The organism is Streptomyces sp. NPDC044704 (assembly GCF_056433525.1).
The window spans coordinates 401872-428856 of record NZ_JBWKGY010000005.1 but is presented as its reverse complement, the minus strand read 5'-3'; the positions used below and the strand labels follow the sequence as shown (position 1 = coordinate 428856).

Here is a 26985-nt window from a genome sequence, read left to right as displayed (position 1 = left end):
AACGCGGACGCAAGCGGGGACGGAAGCGGGGCCGCGCCGGCGGGACCCGGCCCGTGAGGTGGCCGACGACTTGTGCGCCGCCGTCCTGTCCTCGCTGCGCCGCAAGGACCAGCGGGAGAAGGGCCGGCAGTACGTCCAGGGGCTGCTCGCCCTCCAGGGCCGCAAGTCGATGCGCGGCATCGCCGGCCAGGTCGGGGGCGCGGCGGCGGAACAGAGCATGCACCACTTCATCTCCAGTTCCACCTGGGACTGGGAGCCCATCCGCGCCTCCCTCTCCGCGTTCCTGGAGGCGTCGACCCCGTTGACCGCGTGGGTGGCGCAGCCGATGGCGATCCCGAAGGGCGGCGACCGTTCGGTGGGCGCGGCGCACCGGTTCGACCCCCACCAGGGGCAGATGTTCCGGGGGCAGCAGGCCTTCGGGACCTGGTTCGCGTCGTCCGGGCTGGTGACGCCGGTCGGGTGGCGGATGTTCCTGCCCGACGCGGAAGGGCCGTCGGACGCGCTCGACGAGCACGCCGCGCAGGCCGCGTACGAGCAGTCCGCGGCGGCGGCCGTCATCGAGACGGTGCGGCGCGGCGGTGGCGGGGCGCGCCCGGTGGTGCTCGACATCCGGCAGATCGGCACCCGGTCCACGATGAACCGCTTCGCGGAGGCGGGACTGCCGGTCATCGCCCGGGCGGCGGCGGCGACCCCGCTGCTGGTCACGGATCCGGCCCTGCCGGGGTACGGCGCGGGGGTCCGTACCGCGAGGGAGATCCTCCAGTCGGTGAAGGGGCTGTGCACCCCGGTGGAGTGGACCGATCCCGATCCGGGGCACCCGGGGGGCCGCCACCGCAGCACCCTGGCCGTCGCGGTGCGGGTGATGATGCCCGACCCGTCGCCGGCCCGGCGCCGCCACCTGCTGCTCGTCGGCGAATGGACCGACCCGCGGCGGCCCCCGACGGATCTGTGGGTCACCGACCTCGTACGGCTCCCCGTGGGCCCGCTGCTGCGGCTGACGAAGCAGGGCCGCCGGGTGGACTTCGCGGCGGAGCACAGCGGTCAGGAGGCGGGTCTGCGCGACTTCGCCGGACGTGCCCTGCCCGGCTGGCACCGGCACGTCACCCTGGCGTCGGTGGCCCACGCGGCCCGTGCCCTGTCGGCGATGGACCACTGACGGGGACGGGGCGGTGACGGGAACACGGCTCCGCGGGAGCGCGTAGGAACGGGTGGCCGGCTACTCCGGCCGGCCACCCGCGACGCGGCGGTCGTGGAGGACCGTACGGGCCTTGCGCAGGCGCAGGGCCATCTGGATCTCCAGGGCCCGGCCGGGCTTCTGCCAGTCCGCGCCGAGGAGTTCGGCGATCCGCTCCAGACGCCGCGACACCGTGTTGGGGTGCACGTGCAGGGCCTCGGCCGCGTGCGTGGGGCTGCCCCCGGAGGCGAAGTACGCGTCCAGGGTGCGGGTGAGCCGCGTCATGCGGTCGGTGTCGTACTCCAGGACGGGGCCGATCGTCGAGGCGATGAAGGCCTCCACGTCGTGGTCGGCGGACAGCAGCAGCCCGAGAAAGCCCAGTTCGCGCAGGGAGGCCGTGCCGCCGGCCCCGTCGAGGGCGGTCAGCGCGTCGAGGCAGCGCACGGCCTCCGCGTACACGCGGGCCACCTCGCCCGGGCCGCCGGTCGGGCCGGCGGCGCCCGTGGAGACGGCGTGCCCGAGGAGCGGCGACAGTTCGCCGGAGGCCCGGTGCGCGGCCGCCGAGGCGTCGGTGCCGGGCAGGACGAGGACGATGCAGCCCCGGCGCACGCCCTTGAGCCCGCCCATCCGGTACGCGTAGGAGGAGGCCCAGGCGACGGCCTTGCCCAGTTCCCCGCCCTCGGGCCGGGCCACGATCACCACGTGCGGGCGGTCGAGGTCGATGCCGAGGCGGCGGGTGCGTTCGAGCAGGTGCAGGTCGACGGAGTGCGGCCGTTCCAGCAGGTCGGCGAGGAGTTCGTCGTGGACGGGCCCCTCGGCGGCGACCGTGCCGCGCTGGATCAGCATCAGCGAGGCCACCGACTGGGCGGCCAGCTGGAGCAGCCGTACGTCCTCGTCGGCGAGCGGCGCGGAGGCGCAGAGCAGCAGCACCCCGAGGTCCTCGGCGCCCGCCAGGACCGGGGCCAGCCACAGCTCTCCGGCCAGCCGTACGGGCCGCCGGTCGGTCAGGGCCTGCATGGACCCCTTGGCCACCGAATCCTCGTCCAGGCCGGGCAGCTCGCCGGTGGCGGTCAGCGGCCGGCCGCCCGGGTCGCGTACCTGGAGCACGCCGTCCAGCGCGTCGGCGGTGGCCCTGGCCAGGGTGGCCAGTCCGGCTCCGTCCAGCACCAGGCCGGCGAGCCGGGCGTGACACTCCCACAGGTACCGGACCCGGGTGAGCGCGGTGTTGGTGCGCGAGCCGAAGGCCTCCAGTTCGGTGACCTCGTCCCGGGTCTGTTCCAGCAGCCGGGCCTTCTCGATGGCGACGGCGGCCAGGTCGGCGAGGGAGAGCAGCATCCCGACCTCGTCCGGGGTGAACTGCCGTACGGAGCGGTCGGATCCGTACAGGGCGCCCAGGGTGGAGTCCCCACGCCTCAGCGGTACCGCGATGATGGCGTGCAGGCCCTCCGCCGCCACGACGGCGTCGATGCCGGGGGCGTGCACGATGCCGGGGTCGGCGAGGTAGTCGGCGGTCCACACCGGGCTCCGCCGCTCCTGTGCGATGCTGCCGAGCCCCCGGCCGGTGCCCAGTTCGAGCCCCGCGTTCAGTGCGGTGGTCTCGCCCTCGGAGGTGCGGACGTACGCGGATCCGTCCGGGCGGGACAGCGACAGCCAGGCCATGTCGAAGCCGAGGAGGCGCCGGGCCCGACGGGTGATCAGGCGCAGCAGCCCGTCGATGTCGTAGGGCGAGGTCAGGTCGTGCGCGGTGTCGACGAGGGCGGTGAGGGCGGCCTCGCGCTGCTTGCTGCGGCGCGCGTGCGCCCGTACGGCACGGGCCAGTTCCACCGCCCGGCCGAGTTCCGCGAGGTGTGCGTCCCCGGCGCCCGCACGGCGGGCCTCGTCGAGGAGGGTGTCGTACCGGCCCTGCGGGGCTTCCGCCGCGAGCAGTTCCAGTACGGCCAGTGGCCCCGGTGCTCCCCGTGCCCCTGCGTCGCCCCCGTGCATCTGCCGCCCCCCGTCCGACCAGCCAGTTTGTCCCGCGTCCCGAACCTAGGTTCCGTGCGGCGGAGGGTCAAGCAGGCGGTGGTCGGGCGGGGCGGGCCGGGCGCCGGTCAGCAGCGGGCGGCTCCGGCGAGGGTGAGGCGGGCAGCGGGACGGGCCAGGGTGAGGCGGGGGGCGGGGTGGGCCAGGGTGACCTGGGGGGCGAGGCACTCCGCGCGGAGTGCCTCGACGCGTTCCTCGGCGATGCGCAGCGCGTCCAGGTAGGGGCAGCCGGGGTACTCGCTGGCCCGGCGGCCCCGGCCGCGCATTCCGGCGAGTTCCAGGCGCAGTTCGCGGTGGCGGCCGAGGGCGAGTTCGGCTTCGACCCACTGGCCGAGGACGGAGAGGCGTTCGGTGTCGAGGACCTCGATGCGGGTGCCGAGCCAGGCGCCGGCGGGGATGCCGTCGAGGGCGGGGCCGGTCCACAGGCCGAGGGCGCGGCGCAGTCTGAGGGCCGCCCGCTCGAAGTCGCCGCTTTCCATGGCGCGGTAGCCGGCGCCCGCCTCGCGGGCGAATTCCTGGGCGTCGGAGCGGCCGCCGCCGGTGTCGAGAAGATACCCGCCGGATCTGGTGGAGAGCACGGTGTCGGGAGTGCGTACCGAACCGGCCCCGAGGGCCTCCTCGAACCGCTCGCGCAGGCGGCGTACGGCGGTGTGCAGGACGGCGCGGGCGTTCTCGGGAGGGGTGTGGCCGGCGAGTTCGTCCGCGAGGACGGAAACCGGCACCACCCGGTCGGGCCAGGCGGCGAGGACCGCCAGAACGTGCCGGGACTCCGGCGTGGGGGCCGTGATGGGCACACCGTTCTCGATGACCCGCGGCTCTCCGAGTACCTCAATGTCCACAGTGTTCCCCCTGGGCAGCTGAGCGACAAAAATAATACCCGGAAGGATCTTTTTTGGAAGGGGAAACACCGGATCGGGGGACATCCGCGGGCCGGGCGAGGGCGGTCCGGCCGGCCGAGCGAGGGCGGTCCGGCCCGGTCCGTCCCGGTCCGGCCCGGTCGGGTCCGGCCCTATGCGGGGATCTCCTCCAGGGGCGAGCCCCCGGACGGCACGCCGCCGGGGCAGCCCTTGCTGCACGCGTGCACGCCCTGCGGGCCGTACAGCGCCCGCGCGCCCCGGCGGGGAGCGGTGTCCAGCCGGATCGCCACGGCGGGGACCACCACGCTCGGCATCACGTACGTGTACAGCTCCGAGACCTGTTCCTCCAGGTCCAGGCCCAGGGTGTGGGACATGGTGTTCAGTCCCGCGAACGAGCCCACGATCATCCGCGAGGGAACCAGCGGGTCGACGTTCGGCAGCAGTTCGCCCCGCCGCTGGGCCTCCTCCAGCACGGCGACGTGCAGGTCGATCCACGCCGTGTACGGAGCCGCCTTGTCGAGGTTGCGGCCCGCCTGGTCCAGGGTGAGCCGGGCGCTCGCCCGCATCAGCACCTCGTGCCGCATCCGGTGCGAGAAGACCATGCCCATGTCCAGGAATTCCTGGGCCTTGTACTCCTGGGGCAGGACGGTGGGCTGCTGCTCGTTCTGCGCGTCGATGACGGCCTGGGCCAGGCCCTCCTTGGAGTCGAAGTGGAAGTAGAGCGCCCCCTTGGTGACCCGGGCGATGTTGACGATGTCCGAGAGCTTGGCCGCGTCGTACCCCTGCTCGTCGAAGACCACGGCCGCCGCTTCCAGGATCGCCTGACGGGTGCGCACCGCCCGGTCCTGCTTCACCTGGGGTCGCTCTGTCCTCATATGACGTGTCGCCTCTCCTGCCCCGACGGGTTACATAACCGCGGGTACGTTTCTCTGAGAGTAGATTTCACACCATCACGGGGCCGCAGTCCACCGCCGCATGTCACCTCGGGCACCTCGGACACGTCGGGCACGCAGGCGGGCGCGCACGCACGAAGGGGCCCGCCGGTCCGAGACGGACCGGCGGACCCCTTCAGGTCTTCGGTACTACTTCAGCCTGGTACCGGTGGAGCGCAGGTTCGCGCAGGCCTCGGTGACGCGCTTGGCCATGCCGGCCTCGGCCAGCTTGCCCCAGGTGCGCGGGTCGTAGGTGGACTTCTTGCCGACCTCGCCGTCGACCTTCAGGACACCGTCGTAGTTGCGGAACATGTGGTCCGCGACCGGGCGGGTGAAGGCGTACTGGGTGTCGGTGTCGAGGTTCATCTTCACGACGCCGTTCTCCAGCGCGGTGGCGATCTCCTCGGCCGTGGAGCCCGAGCCGCCGTGGAAGACGAAGTCGAACGGCGAGGACTTGCCGTACTTCTCGCCGACACCGGCCTGGAGGTCCTTCAGGAGCTCGGGGCGCAGGACGACGTTGCCCGGCTTGTAGACGCCGTGCACGTTGCCGAAGGAGGCGGCCAGCAGGTAGCGGCCCTTCTCGCCCAGGCCCAGGGCCTCGGCGGTGCGCAGCGCGTCGTCGACGCTGGTGTACAGCTCGTCGTTGATCTCGTGGGTGACGCCGTCCTCCTCGCCGCCGGTCGGGGTGATCTCGACCTCAAGGATGATCTTCGCGGCGGCGGCCTTGGCGAGCAGCTCCTGGCCGATGGCCAGGTTGTCGGCCAGGGTCTCGGCGGAGCCGTCCCACATGTGCGACTGGAAGAGCGGGTTCAGGCCGCGGGCCACGCGCTCGGCGGACACCTCCAGGAGCGGACGTACGTAGCCGTCCAGCTTGTCCTTCGGGCAGTGGTCGGTGTGCAGCGCGACCGTGATGTCGTACTTGGCGGCGACGACGTGCGCGAACTCCGCCAGGGCGACCGCGCCGGTGACCATGTCCTTGTTGTACTGGCCACCCAGGAACTCCGCACCACCGGTGGAGATCTGGATGATGCCGTCGCTCTCGGCCTCCGCGAAGCCGCGCAGGGCAGCGTGCAGGGTCTGGGTCGAGGTGACGTTGATGGCCGGGTAGGCGAACTTGCCTGCCTTCGCCCGGTCGAGCATCTCGTTGTAGACCTCGGGGGTTGCGATGGGCATCTGTCCGCTCCTTGGATGTGCGGGGAGTGTGCTTATTGCGGGCCCTGACCTGGGGGCGACGTCATCGTCGCGCCTATCTTTCCAGACTCGGCGCGACACTCCACCCCTCCGGTCACCCCGTGCGGGGTGAGCCGGGCGCAGTGTTTCACGTGAAACACCGCACCCGACCGCAAAGCAGCAGGTCAGGGCCCAGACGGGGACTTCTGAGGACCTTCGTCACCAGTTGTTCCGGTTCCGAGCGGGGCCCGACCACGATCCGAGATGCCCGGAACGTACTCAGGCGAGGCCGAGGTCCCCGAGCTGGTAGCCGGTGAGGTAGGGCAGGCCCGCCTCGGCGATCGCGTCCGCGGCGCCGCGGTCCACGATGGTGGCGACGGCGACGACCTCCCCGCCGGCCTCACGGACGGCCTCGACGGCGGTCAGCGGGGATCCGCCGGTGGTCGAGGTGTCCTCGACGACCAGGCAGCGCTTCCCCTTGACGTCGGTGCCCTCGATGCGGCGCTGCATGCCGTGGGCCTTCTGGGCCTTGCGGACGACGAAGGCGTCCAGGCGCTGGCCACGCGCGGCGGAGGCGTGGAGCATCGAGGTCGCGACCGGGTCGGCGCCCAGGGTCAGACCGCCGACGCAGTCGAATTCGAGGTCGGCGGTGAGGTCGAGCATGACCTGCCCGACCAGCGGGGCGGCCTGGCCGTCGAGGGTGATCCGGCGGAGGTCGATGTAGTAGTCGGCCTCCTTGCCGGAGGAGAGGGTCACCTTGCCGTGCACGACGGCCTTGTCCTTGATCTGCTGCAGAAGCGCATCGCGTACGTCAGTCATGCCCCCGAGCTTAAATGGGGCCTAGGCCAGCCGCCGCCAGGTCCAGGTCGTGGAGACCTCCAGCGGGTCGACCGGCGTGACCAGCAGCGGGGCGGTGTTCAGGCCGTTCGGCGGGCCGGACTGGGGCTCGACGCAGACGGCCTCGGGCTGCTCGTCGTAGACGACCACCCATTCGGTCCGGGCGGTGACCTTCAGTTCCAGCTCGCCGGGCCAGGTGAGGGTGACGTCCACGCCGTCGGGCATCCCGAAGCAGTCGTCCCAGGGCCCGGGGGTGGGCTCGACGCGGCGGCCCGTGGGGAGGTGGTCGGCGCCGCGCTCCTCCTGCCAGGCGGGCTCGAAGGCGATCTGCGCCTCCGCGCCGCCGGCCGTCAGGGTGCGGTTGAACCACGGGTGCCAGCCGGCCTGGGCGGGGAAGGAGTCCTGGTAGGTCTCCACGCCCATGGTGAGCGTCAGCGCGTCCTCGGACAGTTCGAAGACCTGCGTCACCCGGCCCGCGTACGGCCAGGGTTCGGCGAGGTCGAAGGTGAACGCCGCCCGGGTGCCGGTCACCCCGGCGCGGCGCCAGGACGTGTCGCGGCCGAGGCCGTGGATGGCGTGCGGCGGGTGGTTCAGGGGCAGCTGATGGACCGTCGCACCGTCGCGGAACCGGCCGTCCGCGGTGCGCCCGCACCAGGGGACCATCGGGAAGGCCCCGTAGTGCGCGCCCTGGCGCAGGAGCTCGGTCCCGTCGACGCGCAGACTGCTGATCCGGCAGCCGTTCTCCTGGTCGATGGTGATGTCGGCGCCGCCGGCGCTCAGTTGCGTGCTCATACGGCGACCCTACGGCGAGTCAGCGGCGGCGGCGCAACGCCCGTCCGACGACGACGGCCGAGGCGATGGCGAGGGCCGCGGCCGGGGCCACCCAGCGCAGGCCGCCGCCCGCGGTGACGGTGGAGGGGGCCGGGACGGGAGCGTAGCGGCCGCGCGGGGGCGCGTGGTCGACCTCCTCGGCGCTGCGGCCGATCATCGTGCGGCGGGCGTGGGCGGCTTCGGCCGGCGGGCGGGCGGCGGCCTGCGCCGGGCCGTCGGCGTCCCGGAAGTCGCCCGCGAGGAAGGGGTCGAGGGACGGGGGCGGCACGTCGGTGTCGAAGACGGACGCGGTGACCTCGTCCGCGGGCCCGTCGGCCTCGGCGCCGCCATCGGTGGCGTCGTCGTCGGCGGCCTCTTCCGCCTCGGCGACGGGATCGTGCGGGTCGGTCTCCGGCAGCCAGGTCTCGGGGGCCGCGGCCGGGGCCGGGGCGGCTTCGGCGGCCAGGTTCGCGGCGAGCCGGTCCAGCAGGCGGCGGGCGGCGACGGCGGTGGCCGCCGGTGCGAAGGCGGCGGCCCTCCCGTCGGCGGTGGCCGCGCCGGTGAAGTCCAGGCGGGTCCCGTCCGCGTCCGGGGTCAGCCGCAGCCCGAGGGAGAGCTTGACGGTGCCGTGGCCCCGTACTTCGGTGCCCTCGCCCTCGGCGGTGAACCGGTCCGGTCCCCCTTCGGTGACGGTGAGGGAACCCCGGTAGGTCACGGTGTGCCCGCCGACCCGTACCTTGAGCCGCCCGGCCGGCGGCCCGGCCGCGGTGTCGGCGTCCTGCTGGAGCCCGGGTACGCAGCGCGCCACCCGGGCGGGGTCGCGCAGCACGGCGCGGAGGTCTTCCGCCGGGACCGGAACGAACACCTGATGCTCCATGCGGTCGAGCCTACCGACGAGACCCGCCCGTGCACACGGACACGACAGTCCTCCCTGCTCAGGAGTAGCGCGGGTGCGGCAGCGTGGAGGGCGGCAGGCCGTGCACGCGGGTCCGGGCGGCGTCCCGGGCCGCGTCCCGCAGGGCCCGCGTGGACACCGCGCGCAGGGCCGGGGTGGCCTGGTCGACGCGCAGTTCCGGAGCCCGTTCGCGGGCGGCGAGGACGAAGCCCCAGTCCTGTGGCGGCGCGCCGGTGCCGCCGAGGGTGCGGTCGGGTCCGGCGGCGAAGCCGGAGAGGCGGCCGCCCGCGCCGTAGGGGGTGGTGAGCAGGCCGGCGGCGCGCAGTGTGGAGTCGACGGTCCAGTACGTGCGGGTCCGCGTGGTGAGGGCGCCCGCGTGGACGGCGATCCGCCCGCCGGGGTTCAGGGCCCGCGCGGCGAGCCCGTAGAACTCCTGTGAGTACAGCTTCGTGCTGGGGGTGATGCCGGGGTCGGGGAGGTCGGAGACGATGACGTCGAACCGGTCCCTGGCCGCGGGACCGCGCAGCCAGCGGAAGGCGTCCTGGGTGACGACGGCGAGGCGCGGGTCGTCGAGGGCCCGGGCGTTGAGCGCGGAGAGCATCGGATCGGTGCGGGCGAGCCGGACGACGCCGGGGTCCAGCTCGACGACGGTGACGGAGGCGACGTCCCGGTAGCGGAGCACCTCGCGGGCGGCCAGTCCGTCGCCGCCGCCCAGGATCAGGACGCGGGCGTGCGGGCCGGTCATCGCGGGGTGGACGAGCGCTTCGTGGTAGCGGTACTCGTCGTAGCCGCTGACCCGCAGCCGTCCGTCGAGGTACAGGTCGAGGGAGCGCGGGGATCCGGTGGGGGGCCCGGTCAGTACGAGTTCCTGCACCTCGGTCTGTACGGCGACCCGTACCTCCCCGCCGTAGACGGCGCGGCGGGCGACCCGCTCGAAGTCGTCGGCGAGGAGGGTCGCCGAGCCGAGGACGACGAGGACGGCCGCGTTCGCGGCGATCAGGAGCCAGCGGCAGCGGGGGCTGAGGTCGCGGTGGAACAGCCACAGGACGAGTCCGCCGCCGGCGAGGGCGTTGACGGTGCCCGTGAGCATGACGCCGGTGAGCTGGCCGAGCATCGGGAGCAGCAGGAAGGGGAAGGCGAGGCCGCCGGCGAGGGCGCCCACGTAGTCGGCGGCGAACAGGTCGGCGACCGCGCCGCCCGCGTCCTGCCGGCGGATCCGCTGGATCAGCACCATCAGCAGCGGGATCTCGGCGCCGATGAGGACCCCGATCCCGAAGGAGAACGCGACGAGCGCGGGCCGGGACTCGCCGAACCAGGCGAAGCTCGCGTACAGGGCCATGGCGGAGAGCCCGCCGAGGAGGGCGAGCGCGGCCTCGATGGCGGCGAAGCCGAAGGCGGGCCGGCCGCGCAGCCGTTTCGCGAGGAGCGATCCGACGCCCATCGCGAAGACCATGACGGACAGCACGACGGAGGCCTGGGTGACGGAGTCGCCGATCAGGTAGGAGCCGAGGGCGAGCAGCTCCAGCTCGTACACGAGCCCGCAGGCGGCGCAGACGAACACGGTGGCCAGGACGAGGAGTCGGCCGGTCCGTGGCTGTACGGGCAGGGCGGCCGGGACGGTCTGCACGCCCCGCGGCTCCGGCGCCGGGAGCACCCCGCGGGGGGCGGAACGGTCGATCATGAAGCGAACCGTACGTCACCGCCCACCGACACCCTGTCACCCACATGGGTGCAAGTACCCCCCGGATCGGGCCAGTTGGCGTAACGGTGCGGCAATGCGGACCCGAACGCCCCCCGCCCCGCCCGCAGACGCGCGGCCTAGGTCGGGACGGCGGCGCCCATGCGTACGCCCACCCGGGTGCGGGTGGCGACGAGCTGGCCCTCCTGGGGGTAGGCGTGCCAGGTCCGCCAGCGGACCTGGCCCTCGTAGCGCTGGGCCAGCATGGCGGTGAAGGCGTGGGGGCTGCCGGGAAAGGTGCCCGCTAGCCCGTTCGGGTGGTCCGCGACGAGGGCGAGGAGCTCCTGGGCGCGGCCGGCGAAGGAGCCGCGCGAGAGGTTCTCGACGCGCGCGGCGAACTCGTACTCCCAGTCCCCGACGCGCTTGGCCACGCCGAGCGGAAGCGGGGTACTGCTTCCGGGCATGCACGCGACGGTCTCGGAACAGAGGACCTCACCCTCCTCCAGGAGCACCTGATGAGAGGCCCCGAGCAGGCGCAGCTCCACCTTCGCGTCCGCGAGCTGGAGGTTCAGTACGGCCAGGGCGGGCAGCCGGTCCCGTCCGAGGGCCCAGGCGAGATCGGCGGCACGCGTGTCGGTATAGGTGGTCTGGAGGGTCGTGAGCATGAGTCGGCTCCGCAAACGCGCGAGGGAGATGGGCCGGGGCCCGCCAGCGGTAGTCAACGGGTGGGGGGACACCGGCACGGGTCCACAGGAAGTCCAGGGAGGTCCGAGGACTGGTCTACTCAACCGAGGGAATCATGAAAGGCACGGCACTCACAGCGTTTTTACCCAACTTGACGGGGTTTACATCCCCCCGGGGGCTACTCGGTTCACGTGTTCAACAACATGCCGCCCGTACGCCGTAGTGCCGGGCCGAACAAGTAGACGCCCGAGGGAAGTTGTCCCCGCCGGGCGCCCTGTTCAACACTCCTCGCCCGGCCTTCCGGGAAGGTCAGCTGGATCCGCAGCCGCCTCCGCCACCGCAGGAGGACGAGGATCCGCCACACGAGGAGGACGAGGACCCGCAGGAGGACGGCGAGGACGGCGAGGACCCGCAGGTGACGGACGACGATCCGCAGGAGGACGTCGTGCCCGCGCCGCCCGCGGCCCACCAGCTCGCGGAGCCCGAGTCACCCGACCGGCCGCGTGAGGAGGACCGGGAGGAGTGCGGCCGGTACCCTGCGGCCCGCTTCTTCCGCGCGAGCGCGCCCCACGCGAAGGCGCAGGCCAGCACCACGAACGACAGCACCAGAACAAAGACCAGGACCATGGCCCCCGCCTCCTCTTCGACACCCCGGTTCCCCGGGGCGCGGGATCCCCTTCGTCCCGCGTGCTGGAGGGATGCCCCCGGGCCGCGCGCCCGAAAGCGCACTTGAGCAACTCCAGAGGTTGCCCGCAGGATGGCGCTCATGACCGGATCCGCGAGCAGCAGCCGCCCCTTCCTCAACCGCCGTCTGGCGGCCTTCGGCACCACGATCTTCGCGGAGATGTCGGCGCTGGCCGCCCGCACCGGGTCGATCAACCTGGGCCAGGGCTTCCCCGACACCGACGGCCCGGCCGAGATCGCCGAGGCGGCGGTGCGTGCGGTCCGCGACGGCCGGGGCAACCAGTACCCGCCCGGGCCGGGCGTCCCGGAGCTCCGTACGGCGATCGCGGAGCACCAGCGGCGCTTCTACGGGCTCGCGTACGACCCGGACACGGAGGTGCTCGTCACGGCGGGTGCGACGGAGGCCATCGCGGCGTCCCTGCTGGCCCTGCTGGAGCCGGGTGACGAGGTCATCGCCCTCGAACCGTTCTACGACTCGTACGCGGCCTGCATCGCGATGGCCGGGGCGGTCCGCGTCCCGCTCACCCTGCGCGCGCCGCTGTTCCGACCCGACCTGGACGCCCTGCGGGACGCGATCACCCCGCGCACCCGGCTGCTCCTGCTGAACACCCCGCACAATCCGACGGGCACGGTCCTCACCCGCGAGGAGCTGGCCGCGATCGCCGAGCTGGCCGTCGAGCGGGACCTCCTCGTCGTCACGGACGAGGTCTACGAGCACCTGGTCTTCGAGGGCGGCCACGTCCCGCTGGCCTCGCTGCCGGGGATGCGCGAGCGGACGGTGACCATCTCCTCGGCGGGGAAGACGTTCTCGTTCACCGGCTGGAAGGTCGGCTGGGTGACGGCGCCGCCGGCGCTGGTCTCGGCGGTGCGGTCGGCGAAGCAGTTCCTGACGTACGTGGCGTCGGGGCCGTTCCAGTACGCCGTCGCGGAGGCCCTGGCCCTGCCGGACGCCTACTACGACGCCTTCCGCACGGACCTCGCGGCCAAGCGCGACCTGCTCGCCGACGGCCTGGAGGCCGCCGGCCTGGAGGTCTTCCGCCCGCAGGGCACGTACTTCATCACCACGGACGTCTCCCCGCTGGGCGAGAAGGACGGCCTGGCCTTCTGCCGCGCCCTCCCGGACCGCTGCGGCGTGGTCGCCATCCCGAACCAGGTCTTCTACGACGACAAGGCCGCGGGCGCCACCCAGGTCCGCTGGGCCTTCTGCAAGCGCACGGAGGTCCTCCAGGACGCCGTGGAACGGCTGCGCCGGCTCTAGTGCCGTGACCGGAAAGGTCCACCGGGTCGCGACGCCCGGCACGGCTCTAGGGACACGGCGAAGGGCCCGGCCCCCGGGAAGCGGGGGCGGGCCCTTCGTCGTGCGCGGCCGCGGGGCGACCGGCGGGGCGACTAGTTGTCGCCCTCGTCCTTCTTGTCGTCGCCCTCGGCGGAGTCGACTTCCTTCTCCAGTCCGAGCTGCTCGATGAGCCACTTGTCGAACTCGATGGACGCGCGGACCCAGCTGACCGTGGAGGACACGAAGTGCTCCAGGCTGACGCCGGTGCCGATCAGCATCTGCGCCTCACCGATCAGACGGACGGAGCCGTCGTCGTGGGTGTGGCTGTAGACCTTCGGCCACAGGGTGCGGCGGTTCCAGTCGTCGATGGACTCCAGCAGCTGCGGCTTGTCCTCGATCGCGTGGGGGCGGTCGTAGAAGGTCCGCACGGAGAAGACCTGCTGCTCGTCCTCGCCGCGGAACATGAAGTACGTGCGGAAGTCCTCCCACGGCGCCGCGAGGTCACCCTCGTCGTCGACGACGTACTTGAGCTCCATCTGCTCCAGGAGCTGCTTGACCAGGTCCTGGTCGGGGACGACGGGGCCCGCCGGTCCTGTGGCCTGCGGATCGGGCTGCTGCCCTCCGAAGTTCGGAATCGAGGCCGGGTCGATGCTCACCGTGTACTTCCCTTCGTGCGGATACCGCCATCCTCCCCCATCGCGCCTACCCCGTGTCCACCCCTGCACGCGCGATCCGCTCCGGGCGGACAGGAGTAGGACCGGGGTAAGCGCCGACGGTCCTTACAGGGCCCGTCCGACCAGCAGGTCTTCCCCGGCCACGTCGACGCGTACGGTGTCCCCGTCCTTGACCTCGCCCGACAGGATCTCCTTGGCGAGCCGGTCACCGATCGCGGTCTGGATCAGGCGCCGCAGCGGCCGGGCCCCGTACGCGGGGTCGTTCCCCTTGTCCGCCAGCCAGGCCAGCGCCGCGGGGGTGATGTCGAGGGTGAGGCGGCGGTCGGCGAGCCGCTTGGCGAGCCGGCCGATCTGGAGCTCGGCGATGTGGGCCAGCTCGTCCCTGCTGAGCGCGGAGAAGACCACCAGGTCGTCGAGCCGGTTGAGGAACTCGGGCTTGAAGGAGGCGCGGACCACGTCCAGGACGCGTGCCTTCTTGTCCTCCGCCGAGGTCGCCGGGTCCGTCAGGAACTGGCTGCCCAGGTTGGAGGTGAGGATCAGGATGGTGTTGCGGAAGTCCACGGTGCGGCCCTGGCCGTCCGTGAGCCGGCCGTCGTCGAGGACCTGGAGCAGGACGTCGAAGACCTCGGGGTGGGCCTTCTCGACCTCGTCCAGCAGGACCACGCTGTAGGGGCGGCGGCGGACGGCCTCGGTGAGCTGACCGCCCTCCTCGTAGCCGACGTAGCCGGGCGGGGCGCCGACGAGGCGGGCCACGCTGTGCTTCTCGCCGTACTCGGACATGTCGATGCGGATCATGGCCCGCTCGTCGTCGAAGAGGAAGTCCGCGAGGGCCTTGGCCAGCTCCGTCTTGCCGACGCCGGTGGGGCCGAGGAAGAGGAACGAGCCGGTCGGGCGGTCCGGGTCGGCGATGCCGGCGCGGGTGCGGCGCACGGCGTCGGAGACGGCCCGCACGGCCTCGCCCTGGCCGATCAGGCGGCGGCCCAGCTCGTCCTCCATGCGGAGCAGCTTCTGGGTCTCGCCCTCCAGCAGGCGGCCGGCGGGGATGCCGGTCCAGGCGCCGACGACGTCGGCGATGTCGTCGGGGCCGACCTCGTCCTTGACCATGCTGTTCTTGGCCGCGCCGGACTTGGACGCCTCGGCCTCGGCCTCGGTGGCCTCCGCGAGCTCGCGCTCCAGCGTCGGGATCTCCCCGTAGAGCAGCTTGGAGGCGGAGTCGAAGTCGCCGTCGCGCTGGGCGCGCTCGGCCTGTCCGCGCAGGTCGTCGAGGCGTTCCTTGAGTTCGCCGACCCGGTTGAGGGACTGCTTCTCCTTCTCCCAGCGGGCGGTGAGGCCCCGCAGGTCCTCCTCCTTGTCCGCGAGGTCCTTGCGCAGGCGCTCCAGGCGTTCGCGGGAGGCGGGGTCGGACTCGTTCTTCAGGGCCAGTTCCTCCATGCGCAGCCGGTCCACGGAGCGCTGGAGCTCGTCGATCTCGACGGGCGAGGAGTCGATCTCCATGCGGAGCCGGGACGCGGCCTCGTCGACGAGGTCGATGGCCTTGTCGGGGAGGAAGCGCGAGGTGATGTACCGGTCGGAGAGGGTCGCGGCGGCGACGAGGGCGCTGTCGTTGATGACGACCTTGTGGTGGGCCTCGTAGCGCCCCTTGAGGCCGCGGAGGATCGCGATGGTGTCCTCGACGGTGGGCTCGGCGACCAGCACCTGCTGGAAGCGGCGCTCCAGCGCGGGGTCCTTCTCGATGCGCTCGCGGTACTCGTCGAGGGTGGTGGCGCCGACCATGCGCAGTTCGCCGCGGGCCAGCATGGGCTTGAGCATGTTGCCCGCGTCCATGGCGGAGTCCCCGCCGGCGCCCGCGCCGACGACCGTGTGCAGTTCGTCGATGAAGGTGATGATCTGGCCGTCGCTCGACTTGATCTCGGCGAGGACGGTCTTGAGGCGCTCCTCGAACTCGCCGCGGTACTTCGCGCCGGCCACCATCGCACCCAGGTCGAGGGAGACGAGGCGCTTGTTCTTCAGGGATTCGGGGACGTCGCCCTTGACGATGCGCTGGGCGAGGCCCTCGACGACGGCGGTCTTGCCGACGCCGGGCTCGCCGATGAGCACCGGGTTGTTCTTCGTGCGGCGCGACAGGACCTGGACGACGCGCCGGATCTCGTGGTCGCGGCCGATGACCGGGTCGAGCTTGCCCTCGCGGGCGGCTGCCGTGAAGTCCGTGCCGAACTTCTCCAGGGCCTTGTACTGACCCTCGGGGTCGGGGGTGGTCACCCGCCGTCCTCCTCGTGCGTTCTCGAAGGCGGACAGCAGCTTCTTCGCGGTCGCGCCCTGGGCGGAAAGGACCTCACCGGCCGGTCCGCCCTTGGCGGCGATGGCGATGAGGAGGTGTTCGGTGGAGAGGTACTCGTCGCCGAGCCGGCCGGCCTGGGCGTCGGCCTCGGCGAGTACGGCGAGCAGGTCGCGGCTGGGCTGCGGGGGCGCGACGGTGGAACCCGTGACGCTGGGCAGGGCGGCGAGGAGCCGTTCGGCGCCCGCTCGGACGGCGGCCTGGTCGGCGTCGGTCGCGGCGAGCAGGTCGGTGACGTTCTCGTTGTCCTCGCCGGCGAGCAGGGCCAGCAGCAGGTGGGCGGGGGTCAGGTCGACGTGGCCGTCCTTCACGGCCCTGCTGGTGGCTGCGTTCAGGGCGTCGCGGCTCTTGTTGGTCAGCTCGGCGTCCACTCTCGGCTTCTCCTCTCCGACGGGGTGCGTAACTCTGACAGCTACAGCGTCTGCAAAGTTGAGTCTATTCCACTCAAGGCAGAGCCGTGCACGCTTCCTGCGTACTCTTCGGCCCATGTCCCATGACGTACTCAACCCGACGCCCGAGTACCTCGCCTTCTGGCGGGAGCGGCACGTCTGCACCCTGACCACCCCGCGCCCCGACGGCACCCCGCACGTGGTGCCGGTGGGCGTGACGTACGACCCGGTGGCGGGGCTGGCCCGGGTGATCAGCAACAGGCACAGCAAGAAGGTCCGCAACATCCTGGCGTCGCCCGACGGCGCGGCGCGGGTGGCGGTGTGCCAGATGGAGGGGCGGCGCTGGGCCACCCTGGAGGGCCGGGCGGTGATCCGCACCGACGCGGCGTCGGTCGCCGAGGCCGTGGAGCGCTACGCGGAGCGCTACGGGCGGACGCCCTCGCCCAACCCCGACCGGGTGGTCATGGAGATCACCCTCGACCGGGCGATGGGCCGGGCCTGAGGTCCGGCACGACGGGGCCAGGGCCGCGGGGACCTGGGCCGGGACCGGAACACGGCCTGTTGATTGTCCGGTTCAACCACTGGACGCGGACATCACAACGGCGCCATCGTGGTCAGGTCCACGATGGCGCCGTTGTGTGGGGGAAGCACCTGAGCGATCTGCAACGACGGGGGGATCGCTTCAGGCACTGCGGGGGGTGGCGGCGGTGATGTCGGGTTCGAAGAGCTGGTGGTCGCGCTGATCGAGGTTGACGAAGACCATGCCGTACCGCACTTCGCAGCGGACCGGCTGCGGTGCGCCCCGGGGGCGGCGCAGGCAGCGGTAGGCGCGGACGTCCTCGTCCTCCTCGCGCACGACGACGATCGGCTGGCCGAACAGGGTGACCATCAACGAATCGCCGGCGTAGGGAATGGCGGTGGCGAGATCGATGAACTGCCACCCGGACCGGTACGCCGAGGCCATCTCGCGTCGGAAGTCTCGGTCGTCGGGGGTCATCAGAGCGCCTTCACGGGTGCGGTGTTCCAGCCGCTGTCGGGCTCTCCGGCCTGCCCGGCGGGCGCGGTGTTCCAACCGCTGTCCACCGGTGCGCTGTTCCAACCGCTGTCCGTCTTGCCCGTCGGACCCGTCGGCACGATGTTCCAGCCGCTGTCACTGGCCAGAGCGCTCCCCGCATCGCCATTGACGGCGCTGACTGCCCCAAAAACCGCAACAGCGGAGAAAACAACGGCAAGCGCCGAGCGAAGCATTCTCTTGTACATGGTCGGCTTCGTCCTCACTTGATGGAATCCTCTCCCCCGCACGTCAGACCATGGCTCATTCAGGCACGTTACGGCCACAGGGACGATGCATCATGTTCTTGCATGTTCAGGACCCTGGGGGGTGGAGATTTGCCCATAAACGACACAAACCCGACACATCCCCACCCCGTCACGTCCATGTGCGACGAGGGGGCACGACTTTACGCGGCGGCGCTCAGCGCCGGCCGGGTACCTCGCAGCGAGGTGGAAAACGTCCCCTGCCTGCTCGAATTCGCTCTGCTGCGACCCGACCCGGATGACGCGAACCAGCTCCGCGCGGTTCCCCCGGCGGTCGCCCTGGCGCAGCGTCTCCATCCTCTCGAACGGGAGATCCAGGACCGTCGGCGCAGTGCCGTGGACCTCACCGATGCATTCGAGCCGTTCCTGACCATCAGTGCGCAAAACCCCGCGAACACCCACGCCATCACGGTGCTGGAGGGGTTCGACCAGATCAACGCCGCACTCGACCTGGCCACCGCCGAGTGTCACACGGAAATGCTGACGGTCCAGCCCGGCGGCGCCCGCCCCTCCTTCGCCCTCAGCGAGGCCCTGGAACGGGACGCCCCGCTCATCGACCGCGGCGTGAGCATCCGGACCCTCTACCAGCACACCGCGCGCCACAGCCAGGGCACCCTCGCCTACGTCGACCGCATCTCCACGGGCAAGGTGGAGATCCGCACCCTCGAAGAACTCATCGAGCGGCTGATCGTGTTCGACCGCACCGTCGCCTTCATCCCCGTCAGCGACGACCGCCGCGTGGCCCTGGAGCTGCGCCACCCCGGGCTCGTCGACTACCTCATCAAGGTCTTCGAGCAGCTGTGGCGGCGCGCCGTACCGCTGAGCCAGGAGGTCACGTACACGCACATGCCCGACGGGATCTCGGGCGTGCAGCGCTCCATCGCCCAACTCCTCGTCGAGGGGCACGTGGACGAGGCGATCGCCCGCCGGCTGGGCATGAACGTACGGACCTGCCGCGCGCACATCGCGAAGCTGGCCACCGCCCTCGGCAGCGGCAGCCGCGCCCAGCTCGGCTTCCTCATCGCCCAGTCGGGCATCCTGCGCGACTCCTCGGGCCCGCCGCCGCTCCCGGAGCCCTGAGGGGCCCGTGAGGGGCCGTCAGGGGCCCTCCGGGCCCGCCGCCGGGGCCGGACACGGGAAGGCCCCGCCCGGAGCGTTCCGGGCGGGGCCTTCCCGCTTGTCGCGTGCCGCGCGGCGCCGTCAGTCGAGCGGGCGCTTGGGGCTGGGCCGCCAGACGACCAGGGCACTGCCCGGCTGCGGCGGCTGGTACGGGACCAGGTCGCGCCGGTACGAGGCGTGCACCTGGGCCTCGCGGGCCTGGAGGGCGGCGGCCGCCCCGTCCACGGCCGAGGACAGTTCGGCGACGCGCTGCTGGAGCGCGGCCACCTGGTTCTCCAGTTCGATGATCCGCTTGATCCCCGCGAGGTTGATGCCCTCGTCCTGGGACAGCGCCTGCACGGTGCGCAGGAGCTCGATGTCCCGGGCCGAATAGCGCCGGCCGCGGCCGGCCGTGCGGTCCGGGGAGACCAGGCCGAGGCGGTCGTACTGGCGGAGGGTCTGCGGATGCAGGCCCGAGAGCTGGGCGGCCACCGAGATCACGTAGACCGGGGTGTCGTCGGTCAGCTGGTAATGATTCCTGCGGCGGCCGTCCATCTCATGCTCCCTTCACGGACTCGAACAGCGCGGCGCGCGGGTCTTCGGCCCCCGTCGCGTCGCGGTACATCTCCAGGGCCTCGCGGGCCTTGTCGGACAGTTCGGCCGGGACCGTGACCTCCACCGTGACGAGCAGGTCGCCGCGGGTGCCGTCCTTGCGGACCGCGCCCTTGCCGCGGGCCCGCATCGTACGGCCGCCCGGGGTGCCCGGGGGGAGCTTCAGGGTGACCGCGGGGCCGTTCAGGGTCGGGACCTTGATCTCGGCGCCCAGCGCGGCCTCGGCGAAGGTCACCGGGACCGTCACCGTCAGGTTGTCGTCCTTGCGGCCGAACACCGGGTGGGTGTCGACGTGGACGACCACGTAGAGGTCGCCCGCCGGGCCGCCGCGCTCGCCCGGAGCTCCCTTGCCGCGCAGCCGGATCCGCTGGCCGTTGGACACGCCCGCCGGGATCCGGACCTGCATGGTCCGCGAGCTGCGGGCACGCCCGCTGCCCTTGCAGACGTCGCAGGGGGTCTCCGCGATCAGGCCGCGGCCCTTGCAGTCCGCGCAGGGGTCGGTCAGCGAGAAGCCGCCGCCGCTGCCCCGCGAGACCTGGCCGGTACCGACGCAGGTCGGGCACACCCGGGGGGTGCCGTTCTTGTCACCGGTACCGGAACAGGCCTTGCAGGGGGCCTGCGAGGACATCCGCAGGGGGACGGTCGCGCCGTCCACGGCCTCCGTGAAGGAGAGCGTGACCTCGGACTCGATGTCCTGGCCGCGGCGCGGCTGGGCGCGGGTTCCCGCGCCGGGGCCGGTGCCGCGGTTGAACAGACCGCCGAAGACGTCGCCCAGACCGCCGCCGAAGCCGCCGCCCGGACCGCCCTGCTGCTGTCCTCCGAAGAGGTCGCCGAGGTCGAAGTTGAACGAGCCGCCGCCCCCGCCCGGACCGGGGCGGAAGCCCCCGTTGCCGAACAGGGCGCGGGCCTCGTCGTACTCCTTGCGCTTCTTGGCGTCGCCGAGGATGTCGTTCGCCTCGGAGATCTCCTTGAAGCGCTCCTCGGCCGAGGCGTCGCCCTTGTTGGCGTCCGGGTGGAACTCGCGCGCGAGCTTCCGGTACGCCTTCTTGATCTCGGCCTCGGTCGCGTCCTTCGGGACACCGAGGACCTTGTAGTAGTCCTTCTCGACGAAGTCCTTCGTGCTCATCCCCGGTGGCCCTCCTCTCGGTTCCCTACATGGTGGACGTCAGCCCTTGTCGGGGGCATCCGTGTCCTTGTCGGACGGCGTGTCGCCGTCTGCGGACTCGGACTTGGCGGCGGGAGCCGCGCCCGGCTGGGGCTCGGCCACCGCGACCCGCGCGGGGCGGATCGTGCGCTCGCCGATCCGGTACCCCGGCTGCAGGATCGCCACGCAGGTCGTCTCGGTGACGTCCGGCGCGTACGAGTGCATCAGGGCCTCGTGGATCGTCGGGTCGAAGGGCTCGCCCTCCTTGCCGAACTGCTGCAGCCCCATCTTGGCGGCGGCGGTCTCCAGCGATTCGGCCACCGACTTGAAGCCGCCGACCAGTTCGCCATGCTCCCGCGCCCGGCCGATGTCGTCCAGGGTCGGGAGGAGTTCCGTCAGCAGGGACGCGACCGCGATCTCCTTGACGGCGATCCGGTCCCGCTCCACGCGGCGACGGTAGTTCTGGTACTCCGCCTGGAGCCGCTGGAGGTCCGCGGTGCGCTCGGAGAGCGCGGTACGGGCCTGGTCCAGCTGCGCCAGCAGAGCCACATCTGCTGCTGCGGAGTCCCCGGCCGGGGCCGCCTCCCCCTCCGGGGAGGAGTCGGCGGCCTTCGGCTCGGCGGCGTCGTCAGGCGTGCCGTCGGCGGGGACTTCGGGCTTCTCGTCGAAGCCCGGGGTCTCCTCCGACATCAGGCAGCGCCACCCTTCGGCTTCTCGTCGTCGACGATCTCCGCGTCGACGACGTCGTCGTCGGCCTTGGCCTGGCCCGCGTCACCCGCGGCGCCACCGGCCGCCTGGGCGGCCTGGGCGTCGGCGTAGATGGCCTGGCCGAGCTTCTGGCTGACCGCGGCGAGCTTCTCGGTCGCGGTGCGGATCTCGGCGGCGTCGTCACCCTTGAGCTTGTCCTTCAGCTCGGTGACGGCCGTCTCGACCTCGGTCTTGACGTCGGCCGGGACCTTCTCCGCGTTGTCCGCGAGGAACTTCTCGGTCTGGTAGACGAGCTGCTCGCCCTGGTTGCGGGACTCGGCCGCCTCCTTGCGGCGCAGGTCCTCGTCCGCGTACTGCTCCGCCTCCTGGCGCATGCGGTCGACCTCGTCCTTGCCGAGCGAAGAGCCGCCGGTGACGGTCATCTTCTGCTCCTTGCCCGTGCCGAGGTCCTTGGCCGTGACGTGCATGATGCCGTTCGCGTCGATGTCGAAGGAGACCTCGATCTGCGGGACGCCACGCGGGGCCGGCGGCAGGCCGGTCAGCTCGAACATGCCGAGCTTCTTGTTGTACGCCGCGATCTCGCGCTCGCCCTGGTAGACCTGGATCTGCACCGACGGCTGGTTGTCCTCGGCCGTCGTGAAGATCTCCGACCGCTTGGTCGGGATGGTCGTGTTGCGCTCGATGAGCTTGGTCATGATGCCGCCCTTGGTTTCGATACCGAGGGACAGCGGGGTCACGTCGAGGAGCAGGACGTCCTTGACCTCACCCTTGAGCACGCCCGCCTGGAGGGTCGCGCCGATGGCGACGACCTCGTCCGGGTTGACGCCCTTGTTGGCGTCCTGACCGCCGGTGAGCTCCTTGACGAGCTCGGCGACGGCCGGCATGCGGGTGGAGCCGCCGACCAGGACCACGTGGTCGATCTCGGACAGCTGGATGCCGGCGTCCTTGATGACGTTGTGGAACGGGGTCTTGCAGCGGTCCAGGAGGTCCGCGGTGAGCTGCTGGAACTGGGCGCGCGTGAGCTTCTCGTCCAGGTGCAGCGGGCCCTCGGCGGAGGCCGTGATGTACGGCAGGTTGATCGAGGTCTCCGTGGAGGAGGACAGCTCGATCTTCGCCTTCTCGGCGGCCTCGCGCAGGCGCTGGAGCGCCATCTTGTCCTTGGAGAGGTCGACGCCGTGACCGTTGGCGAACTGCTTCACCAGGTAGTCGACGACGCGCTGGTCCCAGTCGTCACCACCGAGGTGGTTGTCACCGTTGGTGGCCTTCACCTCGACGACGCCGTCGCCGATCTCAAGGAGCGAGACGTCGAAGGTGCCGCCACCGAGGTCGAAGACGAGGATGGTCTGGTCGTCCTTGTCGAGGCCGTAGGCCAGGGCGGCGGCGGTCGGCTCGTTGACGATGCGCAGGACGTTCAGACCCGCGATCTCACCGGCCTCCTTCGTCGCCTGACGCTCGGAGTCGTTGAAGTAGGCCGGGACGGTGATGACCGCGTCCGTGACCTTCTCACCCAGGTAGGCCTCGGCGTCGCGCTTCAGCTTCTGCAGGATGAAGGCGCTCATCTGCTGCGGGTTGAAGTCCTTGCCATCCAGGTTGATCTTCCAGTCAGTGCCCATGTGGCGCTTGACGGAGCGGATGGTCCGGTCCACGTTCGTGACCGCCTGGCGCTTGGCGACCTCGCCGACGAGGACCTCGCCGTTCTTGGCGAAGGCGACGACGGACGGCGTGGTCCTGGCGCCCTCGGCGTTGGTGATGACGGTGGGCTCGCCGCCTTCGAGAACGCTGACGACGGAGTTAGTGGTGCCCAGGTCGATGCCGACCGCACGTGCCATTTTGATTCCTCCAGCTGACTTGAGTGGAACAGGCTCAAGAATGCCCCACCTTCGCCCGTCCGTCAACAGAGCTGAGTCGAGGGGGCTCAACCTTTAGGCCTTCCTTACGCGCAACCCGCGCGGGGCGGGGGCCGAGCGGGGGAACCGCGCCGCGCGGCGCGCCGGGGGCGCGGGGGCCTTCCGGCACCGTGCTGGCATGCCCCTGCTGCTGACGCTCCCCGCCCGGTGGACCCTGCCCGCCAGGCCGCCCGCCAAGCGGGTGCTCGACCTCGCCGGAGCGCTGGTACTCCTGGGGGTGACGGCCCTCCCGCTGCTGCTGACCGCCGCCCTGCTGTACGCGGCCGGCCGCGCGGGCGTCCTCGTACGGACCCCGGCCGCCGGACTCGGCGGGCGGCCCTTCCGCACCTGGCGGCTGCGCACCGAGGGTGCGGGCCGGGTCGGCGCGGCGGTCCGGCGCTGCGCGCTGGACGGGCTGCCGCAGCTGCTGAACGTGGTGCGGGGGGAGATGTCCCTGGTCGGCCCCCGCCCGGAAGGCGGTACGGACCGCCCGGAGCGGCTTCTCGTGCGCCCCGGTATGACCGGTTTGTGGCAGGTCAGCGCACGCTCCGACCTCCCCTGGGAGGAGATGGCCCTGCTCGACCGGCACTATGTGGAGAGCCATTGGCTGGGGATGGATCTCGCGATCCTCGCTCAGACGCCCCGGGCGGCCTACCGACAGAGGCAAGCCTGAGCGACACAGATCACCGCACGCGCGCCTACATTGCGACGCGGGGAATGGGTAACCTCAAGCCTTGACTCAATAAGTTACCGCTTAGTAAGTCCCGCCCGAGGAGCCCTTCCATGCAACTCGCCGCGATCATCGTTTCGATGGTCATCACGGTGGTAGCCGTCGCGCTGTTCGGCCGAGCCATCGCACAGATCTACCACTTCGTGCGCCTCGGCCAGCCCGTGCCCGCGGGCACGCGCACCGGCGACCCCACGCAGCGCACCGTCACGCTGGTCAAGGAGTTCCTCGGCCACACCCGCATGAACCGCTGGGGCATCGTCGGCGTGGCGCACTGGTTCGTGGCCGTGGGCTTCTTCTCGCTGCTGCTGACCATCGTCAACGCCTTCGGCCAGCTGTTCCAGGCCGACTGGCTGATCCCGATCATCGGCGACTGGCTGCCGTACGAGATCTTCACCGAGTTCCTCGGACTGATGACCGTGCTCGGCATCCTGACCCTGATCGTGATCCGGCAGCTGAACCGGCCGGGCGGGGCGGGCCGCAAGTCCCGCTTCACGGGCTCCAAGACCGGCCAGGCGTACTTCGTCGAGTCCGTCATCCTGATCGTCGGCATCTGCATCATGACGCTGCGCGCGCTGGAGGGGGCCCAGCACGGCGTCGACGGCTGGGAGCCGGGCTTCTTCGCCTCGTACCCGCTGATCGCGGCCCTCGACGGGCTGAGCCTGAGCACGCTTCAGTACCTCACCTACTTCTTCGCGGCGCTCAAGATCGTCACCTCCTTCACGTGGATGATCACGGTCTCGCTGAACACCAACATGGGTGTGGCCTGGCACCGGTTCCTCGGTTTCCCGAACATCTGGTTCAAGCGGAACGCCGACGGCGCGGTCGCGCTGGGCGCGCTGCTCCCGATGACCAGCGGGGGCAAGGAGATCGACTTCGAGGACCCGGGCGAGGACGACTCCTTCGGTGTGTCCCAGGTCGAGCAGTTCTCCTGGAAGGGCATCCTCGACTTCTCCACCTGCACCGAGTGCGGCCGCTGCCAGTCCCAGTGCCCCGCCTGGAACACCGGCAAGCCGCTGTCCCCCAAGCTCCTGATCATGTCGCTGCGCGACCACGCCCACGCCAAGGCCCCCTACCTCCTCGCGGGCGGCGGCAAGGACATGGAAGGCAACGAGAAGGCCACCGCCGAACAGCTCAAGGACGTCCCCGCCGCAGCCCTGGCGGAAGCCGAACGCCCGCTGATCGGCACCGCCGAGGAGAACGGCGTCATCGACCCCGACGTCCTGTGGTCCTGCACCACCTGCGGCGCCTGCGTCGAACAGTGCCCCGTCGACATCGAGCACATCGACCACATCGTCGACATGCGCCGCTACCAGGTCATGATCGAGAGCGCCTTCCCCTCCGAGGCGGGCACCATGCTCAAGAACCTGGAGAAGAAGGGCAACCCCTGGGGCCTGGCCAAGAAGCAGCGCGTCGAGTGGACCAAGGAAGTCGACTTCGACGTCCCGATCATCGGCAAGGACGCGGAAGACCTCTCCGAGTTCGACTACCTGTACTGGGTCGGCTGCGCCGGCGCCCTCGAAGACCGCGCCAAGAAGACCACGAAGGCCTTCGCGGAACTCCTGAACATCGCCGGCGTCAAGTTCGCGATCATGGGCGGCGACGAGAAGTGCACCGGTGACTCCCCACGCCGCCTGGGCAACGAACCGCTGTTCCAGCAGCTCGGCCAGGAAAACGTCGCAATGCTGAACATGGCCTTCGGCGAGGACGACGACGACCCCGCGACGAAGAAGCCCAAGTCCGCCAAGCGGATCGTCTCGACCTGCCCGCACTGCTTCAACACCATCGCCAACGAATACCCCCAGCTGGGCGGCGAGTACGAGGTCATCCACCACACCCAGCTGCTCCAGCACCTCATCGACGAAGGCCGCCTCACCCCGGTCACCCCCGTCGACGGACTCGTCACCTACCACGACCCCTGCTACCTCGGCCGCCACAACAAGGTCTACACACCCCCGCGCGAGATCATGGCCTCGGTACCCGGCCTGCGGCAGCAGGAAATGCACCGCCACAAGGAACGCGGCTTCTGCTGCGGCGCCGGCGGCGCCCGCATGTGGATGGAAGAACGCATCGGCAAGCGCATCAACAACGAACGCGTCGACGAAGCCCTCTCCCTCAACCCGGACATCGTCTCCACCGCCTGCCCCTTCTGCCTCGTCATGCTCACCGACTCCGTCAACGGCAAGAAGAACGACGGCAAGGCCAAGGAAACCGTCCAGGTCGTCGACGTCGCCCAACTCCTCCTCGAATCGGTGAAGGCCCCCGAGCCGACGGAAGAGGAACTGGCGGAGGCGCTGGCCGCGCAGGAGGCGGAAGAGGCGGCTGCGGCTGCGGCCGCGAAGGCGGAGGCGGAGGCCGCCGCGAAGGCGGAGGCCGAGGCGAAGGCCGCTGCGGCTGCCGCTGCCGAGGCGGAAGCCAAGGCCACGGCGGATGCGGAAGCGGAAGCCGAGCCGGCCTCCGCAGCCGAGCCGGCCCGTGCCAAGACCGAGGCCAAGTCCGAAGCCGCCGCCGAGGCGAAGCCCGAAGCCGCCGCCAAGGCCGCGGCCGAGGACGCTGCCGAGACGGAAGCCAAGGACGACGAGGCCGCCCCCGAGGCGAAGCCCGTGGCCGAAGCCGAGGACGAGGACAAGGCCGCGGCCGCGGCGAAGCCCGTGGCTGAAGCCACCGAGGCGAAGCCCGCTGCTGCTGCCGCCCTCGGGTCGGAGACCAAGGACGTACCCGGGGTCGCAGCGAAGGCCAAGGACGAGGCCCCCGCCGAGGCGGAAGCCGAGGACAAGGCCGCCGCCGACGCGAAGCCCGTAGCCGAGGACGCCGCTGAGGCGAAGCCCGTGGCCGAGGCCCCCGCCGAGGCGGAAGCCGAGAGCAAGGCCGCCGCTCAGGCGAAGCCCGTAGCCGAGGACGCCGCTGAGGCGAAGCCCGTGGCCGAAGCCGCCGCCGAGGCGGAGGCCGAGGACAAGGCCGCCGAGGCGGAGACCGAGGGGGCTGCCGACGGCGAGGCTGAGGCCGAGGACGGGGACGAGGGCAGGGCCTCGGACTCGGACGCGGACAAGGACTCGGGCGGCGCGGAGGCCAAGGG

Annotated in this window: 23 protein-coding genes and 1 pseudogene; 6 read left to right on the top strand and 18 right to left on the bottom strand. The window is 71.6% G+C overall.

Translation table 11 applies throughout. The features are described from left to right. Positions 1-58 precede the first annotated feature (58 nt). Positions 59-1156, top strand: a complete 1098-nt coding sequence (locus tag AC07B0_RS15855) for an IS701 family transposase (protein ID WP_356881840.1) — start codon at positions 59-61, stop codon at positions 1154-1156. A 60-nt stretch (positions 1157-1216) separates the two neighbouring features. Here AC07B0_RS15855 and AC07B0_RS15850 read toward each other — a convergent pair whose 3' ends face one another. The 10 genes from AC07B0_RS15850 to AC07B0_RS15805 form a co-directional block, all read right to left on the bottom strand. Then, positions 1217-3157, bottom strand: coding sequence for a helix-turn-helix domain-containing protein (locus AC07B0_RS15850; RefSeq protein WP_356881842.1), 1941 nt, complete (start codon positions 3155-3157; stop codon positions 1217-1219). Between the two features lie 107 nt (positions 3158-3264). Then, entirely contained in the window at positions 3265-4035 is a 771-nt protein-coding gene (locus tag AC07B0_RS15845) for an AfsR/SARP family transcriptional regulator (RefSeq protein WP_478898405.1), read from the bottom strand. Positions 4036-4205: 170 nt separating this feature from the next. Continuing rightward, positions 4206-4928, bottom strand: a complete 723-nt coding sequence (locus AC07B0_RS15840) for a ScbR family autoregulator-binding transcription factor (protein ID WP_356881846.1) — start codon at positions 4926-4928, stop codon at positions 4206-4208. Positions 4929-5135: 207 nt separating this feature from the next. Continuing rightward, complete coding sequence (fbaA, locus tag AC07B0_RS15835; protein ID WP_356881848.1) at positions 5136-6158, bottom strand: class II fructose-bisphosphate aldolase; 1023 nt, start codon at positions 6156-6158, stop codon at positions 5136-5138. 276 nt (positions 6159-6434) lie between these two features. Further along, positions 6435-6974: an orotate phosphoribosyltransferase gene (gene pyrE, locus AC07B0_RS15830; protein ID WP_356881850.1), complete on the bottom strand. Its 540-nt coding sequence runs from the start codon at positions 6972-6974 to the stop codon at positions 6435-6437. A gap of 21 nt (positions 6975-6995) precedes the next feature. Further along, on the bottom strand, positions 6996-7784 hold the full coding sequence (locus AC07B0_RS15825) for an aldose epimerase family protein (protein ID WP_356881852.1): 789 nt from the start codon (positions 7782-7784) through the stop codon (positions 6996-6998). Positions 7785-7803: 19 nt separating this feature from the next. Continuing rightward, positions 7804-8679, bottom strand: a complete 876-nt coding sequence (locus AC07B0_RS15820) for an SRPBCC family protein (protein ID WP_469382830.1) — start codon at positions 8677-8679, stop codon at positions 7804-7806. A gap of 58 nt (positions 8680-8737) precedes the next feature. Beyond that, positions 8738-10378: a polyamine aminopropyltransferase gene (locus tag AC07B0_RS15815; protein ID WP_356881855.1), complete on the bottom strand. Its 1641-nt coding sequence runs from the start codon at positions 10376-10378 to the stop codon at positions 8738-8740. A 137-nt stretch (positions 10379-10515) separates the two neighbouring features. Then, complete coding sequence (locus tag AC07B0_RS15810; RefSeq protein WP_356881857.1) at positions 10516-11040, bottom strand: DUF2617 family protein; 525 nt, start codon at positions 11038-11040, stop codon at positions 10516-10518. Positions 11041-11246: 206 nt separating this feature from the next. Then, positions 11247-11528: a hypothetical protein gene (locus AC07B0_RS15805; protein ID WP_478898403.1), complete on the bottom strand. Its 282-nt coding sequence runs from the start codon at positions 11526-11528 to the stop codon at positions 11247-11249. A 297-nt stretch (positions 11529-11825) separates the two neighbouring features. Between AC07B0_RS15805 and AC07B0_RS15800 the strand changes: the two genes are divergently transcribed. Then, positions 11826-13001 carry a pyridoxal phosphate-dependent aminotransferase gene (locus AC07B0_RS15800; RefSeq protein ID WP_356881861.1) on the top strand — a complete coding sequence of 392 codons (1176 nt, stop codon included), beginning with the start codon at positions 11826-11828 and terminating at the stop codon, positions 12999-13001. A gap of 131 nt (positions 13002-13132) precedes the next feature. Here AC07B0_RS15800 and AC07B0_RS15795 read toward each other — a convergent pair whose 3' ends face one another. Continuing rightward, positions 13133-13675, bottom strand: a complete 543-nt coding sequence (locus tag AC07B0_RS15795) for a type III secretion system chaperone family protein (RefSeq protein ID WP_356881863.1) — start codon at positions 13673-13675, stop codon at positions 13133-13135. A gap of 123 nt (positions 13676-13798) precedes the next feature. Next, positions 13799-16399: an ATP-dependent chaperone ClpB gene (gene clpB, locus AC07B0_RS15790; RefSeq protein WP_356881865.1), complete on the bottom strand. Its 2601-nt coding sequence runs from the start codon at positions 16397-16399 to the stop codon at positions 13799-13801. A gap of 115 nt (positions 16400-16514) precedes the next feature. Here clpB and AC07B0_RS15785 point away from each other — a divergent pair, with 115 nt between their 5' ends. After that, positions 16515-16919 (top strand): pyridoxamine 5'-phosphate oxidase family protein, encoded by a 405-nt coding sequence (locus AC07B0_RS15785; RefSeq protein WP_356881867.1) that lies wholly within the window; start codon positions 16515-16517, stop codon positions 16917-16919. A 180-nt stretch (positions 16920-17099) separates the two neighbouring features. Here AC07B0_RS15785 and AC07B0_RS15780 read toward each other — a convergent pair whose 3' ends face one another. Further along, positions 17100-17414, bottom strand: a complete 315-nt coding sequence (locus AC07B0_RS15780) for a Rieske (2Fe-2S) protein (RefSeq protein WP_267088552.1) — start codon at positions 17412-17414, stop codon at positions 17100-17102. Continuing rightward, positions 17414-17695, bottom strand: a complete 282-nt coding sequence (locus AC07B0_RS15775) for a hypothetical protein (RefSeq protein ID WP_467295760.1) — start codon at positions 17693-17695, stop codon at positions 17414-17416. Before AC07B0_RS15775 ends, AC07B0_RS15780 begins: the two co-directional genes overlap by 1 nt. An 84-nt stretch (positions 17696-17779) precedes the next feature. Here AC07B0_RS15775 and AC07B0_RS15770 point away from each other — a divergent pair, with 84 nt between their 5' ends. Beyond that, positions 17780-18814 (top strand): helix-turn-helix transcriptional regulator, encoded by a 1035-nt coding sequence (locus AC07B0_RS15770; RefSeq protein WP_356881871.1) that lies wholly within the window; start codon positions 17780-17782, stop codon positions 18812-18814. Between the two features lie 120 nt (positions 18815-18934). On the opposite strand, the gene AC07B0_RS15765 is transcribed toward AC07B0_RS15770, so the two are convergent. Genes AC07B0_RS15765 through dnaK form a run of 4 tightly spaced genes read right to left on the bottom strand, consistent with a single transcriptional unit; the run spans position 18935 to position 23125 of the window. After that, the gene (locus tag AC07B0_RS15765; protein ID WP_356881873.1) at positions 18935-19387 is read right to left on the bottom strand and encodes a heat shock protein transcriptional repressor HspR; all 453 of its coding nucleotides are present in this window, start codon (positions 19385-19387) and stop codon (positions 18935-18937) included. Position 19388: 1 nt separating this feature from the next. After that, the gene (gene dnaJ, locus AC07B0_RS15760; RefSeq protein WP_356881875.1) at positions 19389-20570 is read right to left on the bottom strand and encodes a molecular chaperone DnaJ; all 1182 of its coding nucleotides are present in this window, start codon (positions 20568-20570) and stop codon (positions 19389-19391) included. 39 nt (positions 20571-20609) lie between these two features. Further along, complete coding sequence (gene grpE / locus AC07B0_RS15755; RefSeq protein ID WP_356881877.1) at positions 20610-21278, bottom strand: nucleotide exchange factor GrpE; 669 nt, start codon at positions 21276-21278, stop codon at positions 20610-20612. Continuing rightward, on the bottom strand, positions 21278-23125 hold the full coding sequence (dnaK, locus tag AC07B0_RS15750) for a molecular chaperone DnaK (protein WP_356881880.1): 1848 nt from the start codon (positions 23123-23125) through the stop codon (positions 21278-21280). The genes grpE and dnaK overlap by 1 nt, the downstream gene beginning before the upstream one ends. A 196-nt stretch (positions 23126-23321) precedes the next feature. Between dnaK and AC07B0_RS15745 the strand changes: the two genes are divergently transcribed. Both AC07B0_RS15745 and AC07B0_RS15740 read left to right on the top strand, forming a co-directional pair. Then, entirely contained in the window at positions 23322-23855 is a 534-nt protein-coding gene (locus tag AC07B0_RS15745; RefSeq protein WP_478898400.1) for a sugar transferase, read from the top strand. Between the two features lie 110 nt (positions 23856-23965). After that, positions 23966-26224, top strand: a pseudogene (locus tag AC07B0_RS15740) ((Fe-S)-binding protein); the annotation flags it as partial. Positions 26225-26985: the final 761 nt, after the last annotated feature.

What these genes read in the sequence shown, in the direction of transcription:
- AC07B0_RS15850 (WP_356881842.1), bottom strand. Translation starts at nt 3,157, where the DNA reads ATGCACGGGGGCGACGCAGGGGCACGGGGAGCACCGGGGCCACTGGCC.
- AC07B0_RS15840 (WP_356881846.1), bottom strand. Translation starts at nt 4,928, where the DNA reads ATGAGGACAGAGCGACCCCAGGTGAAGCAGGACCGGGCGGTGCGCACC.
- fbaA (WP_356881848.1), bottom strand. Translation starts at nt 6,158, where the DNA reads ATGCCCATCGCAACCCCCGAGGTCTACAACGAGATGCTCGACCGGGCG.
- pyrE (WP_356881850.1), bottom strand. Translation starts at nt 6,974, where the DNA reads ATGACTGACGTACGCGATGCGCTTCTGCAGCAGATCAAGGACAAGGCC.
- AC07B0_RS15825 (WP_356881852.1), bottom strand. Translation starts at nt 7,784, where the DNA reads ATGAGCACGCAACTGAGCGCCGGCGGCGCCGACATCACCATCGACCAG.
- AC07B0_RS15820 (WP_469382830.1), bottom strand. Translation starts at nt 8,679, where the DNA reads ATGGAGCATCAGGTGTTCGTTCCGGTCCCGGCGGAAGACCTCCGCGCC.
- AC07B0_RS15815 (WP_356881855.1), bottom strand. Translation starts at nt 10,378, where the DNA reads ATGATCGACCGTTCCGCCCCCCGCGGGGTGCTCCCGGCGCCGGAGCCG.
- AC07B0_RS15810 (WP_356881857.1), bottom strand. Translation starts at nt 11,040, where the DNA reads ATGCTCACGACCCTCCAGACCACCTATACCGACACGCGTGCCGCCGAT.
- AC07B0_RS15800 (WP_356881861.1), top strand. Translation starts at nt 11,826, where the DNA reads ATGACCGGATCCGCGAGCAGCAGCCGCCCCTTCCTCAACCGCCGTCTG.
- AC07B0_RS15785 (WP_356881867.1), top strand. Translation starts at nt 16,515, where the DNA reads ATGTCCCATGACGTACTCAACCCGACGCCCGAGTACCTCGCCTTCTGG.
- AC07B0_RS15780 (WP_267088552.1), bottom strand. Translation starts at nt 17,414, where the DNA reads ATGACCCCCGACGACCGAGACTTCCGACGCGAGATGGCCTCGGCGTAC.
- AC07B0_RS15770 (WP_356881871.1), top strand. Translation starts at nt 17,780, where the DNA reads ATGTTCAGGACCCTGGGGGGTGGAGATTTGCCCATAAACGACACAAAC.
- AC07B0_RS15765 (WP_356881873.1), bottom strand. Translation starts at nt 19,387, where the DNA reads ATGGACGGCCGCCGCAGGAATCATTACCAGCTGACCGACGACACCCCG.
- dnaJ (WP_356881875.1), bottom strand. Translation starts at nt 20,570, where the DNA reads ATGAGCACGAAGGACTTCGTCGAGAAGGACTACTACAAGGTCCTCGGT.
- grpE (WP_356881877.1), bottom strand. Translation starts at nt 21,278, where the DNA reads ATGTCGGAGGAGACCCCGGGCTTCGACGAGAAGCCCGAAGTCCCCGCC.
- dnaK (WP_356881880.1), bottom strand. Translation starts at nt 23,125, where the DNA reads ATGGCACGTGCGGTCGGCATCGACCTGGGCACCACTAACTCCGTCGTC.
- AC07B0_RS15745 (WP_478898400.1), top strand. Translation starts at nt 23,322, where the DNA reads ATGCCCCTGCTGCTGACGCTCCCCGCCCGGTGGACCCTGCCCGCCAGG.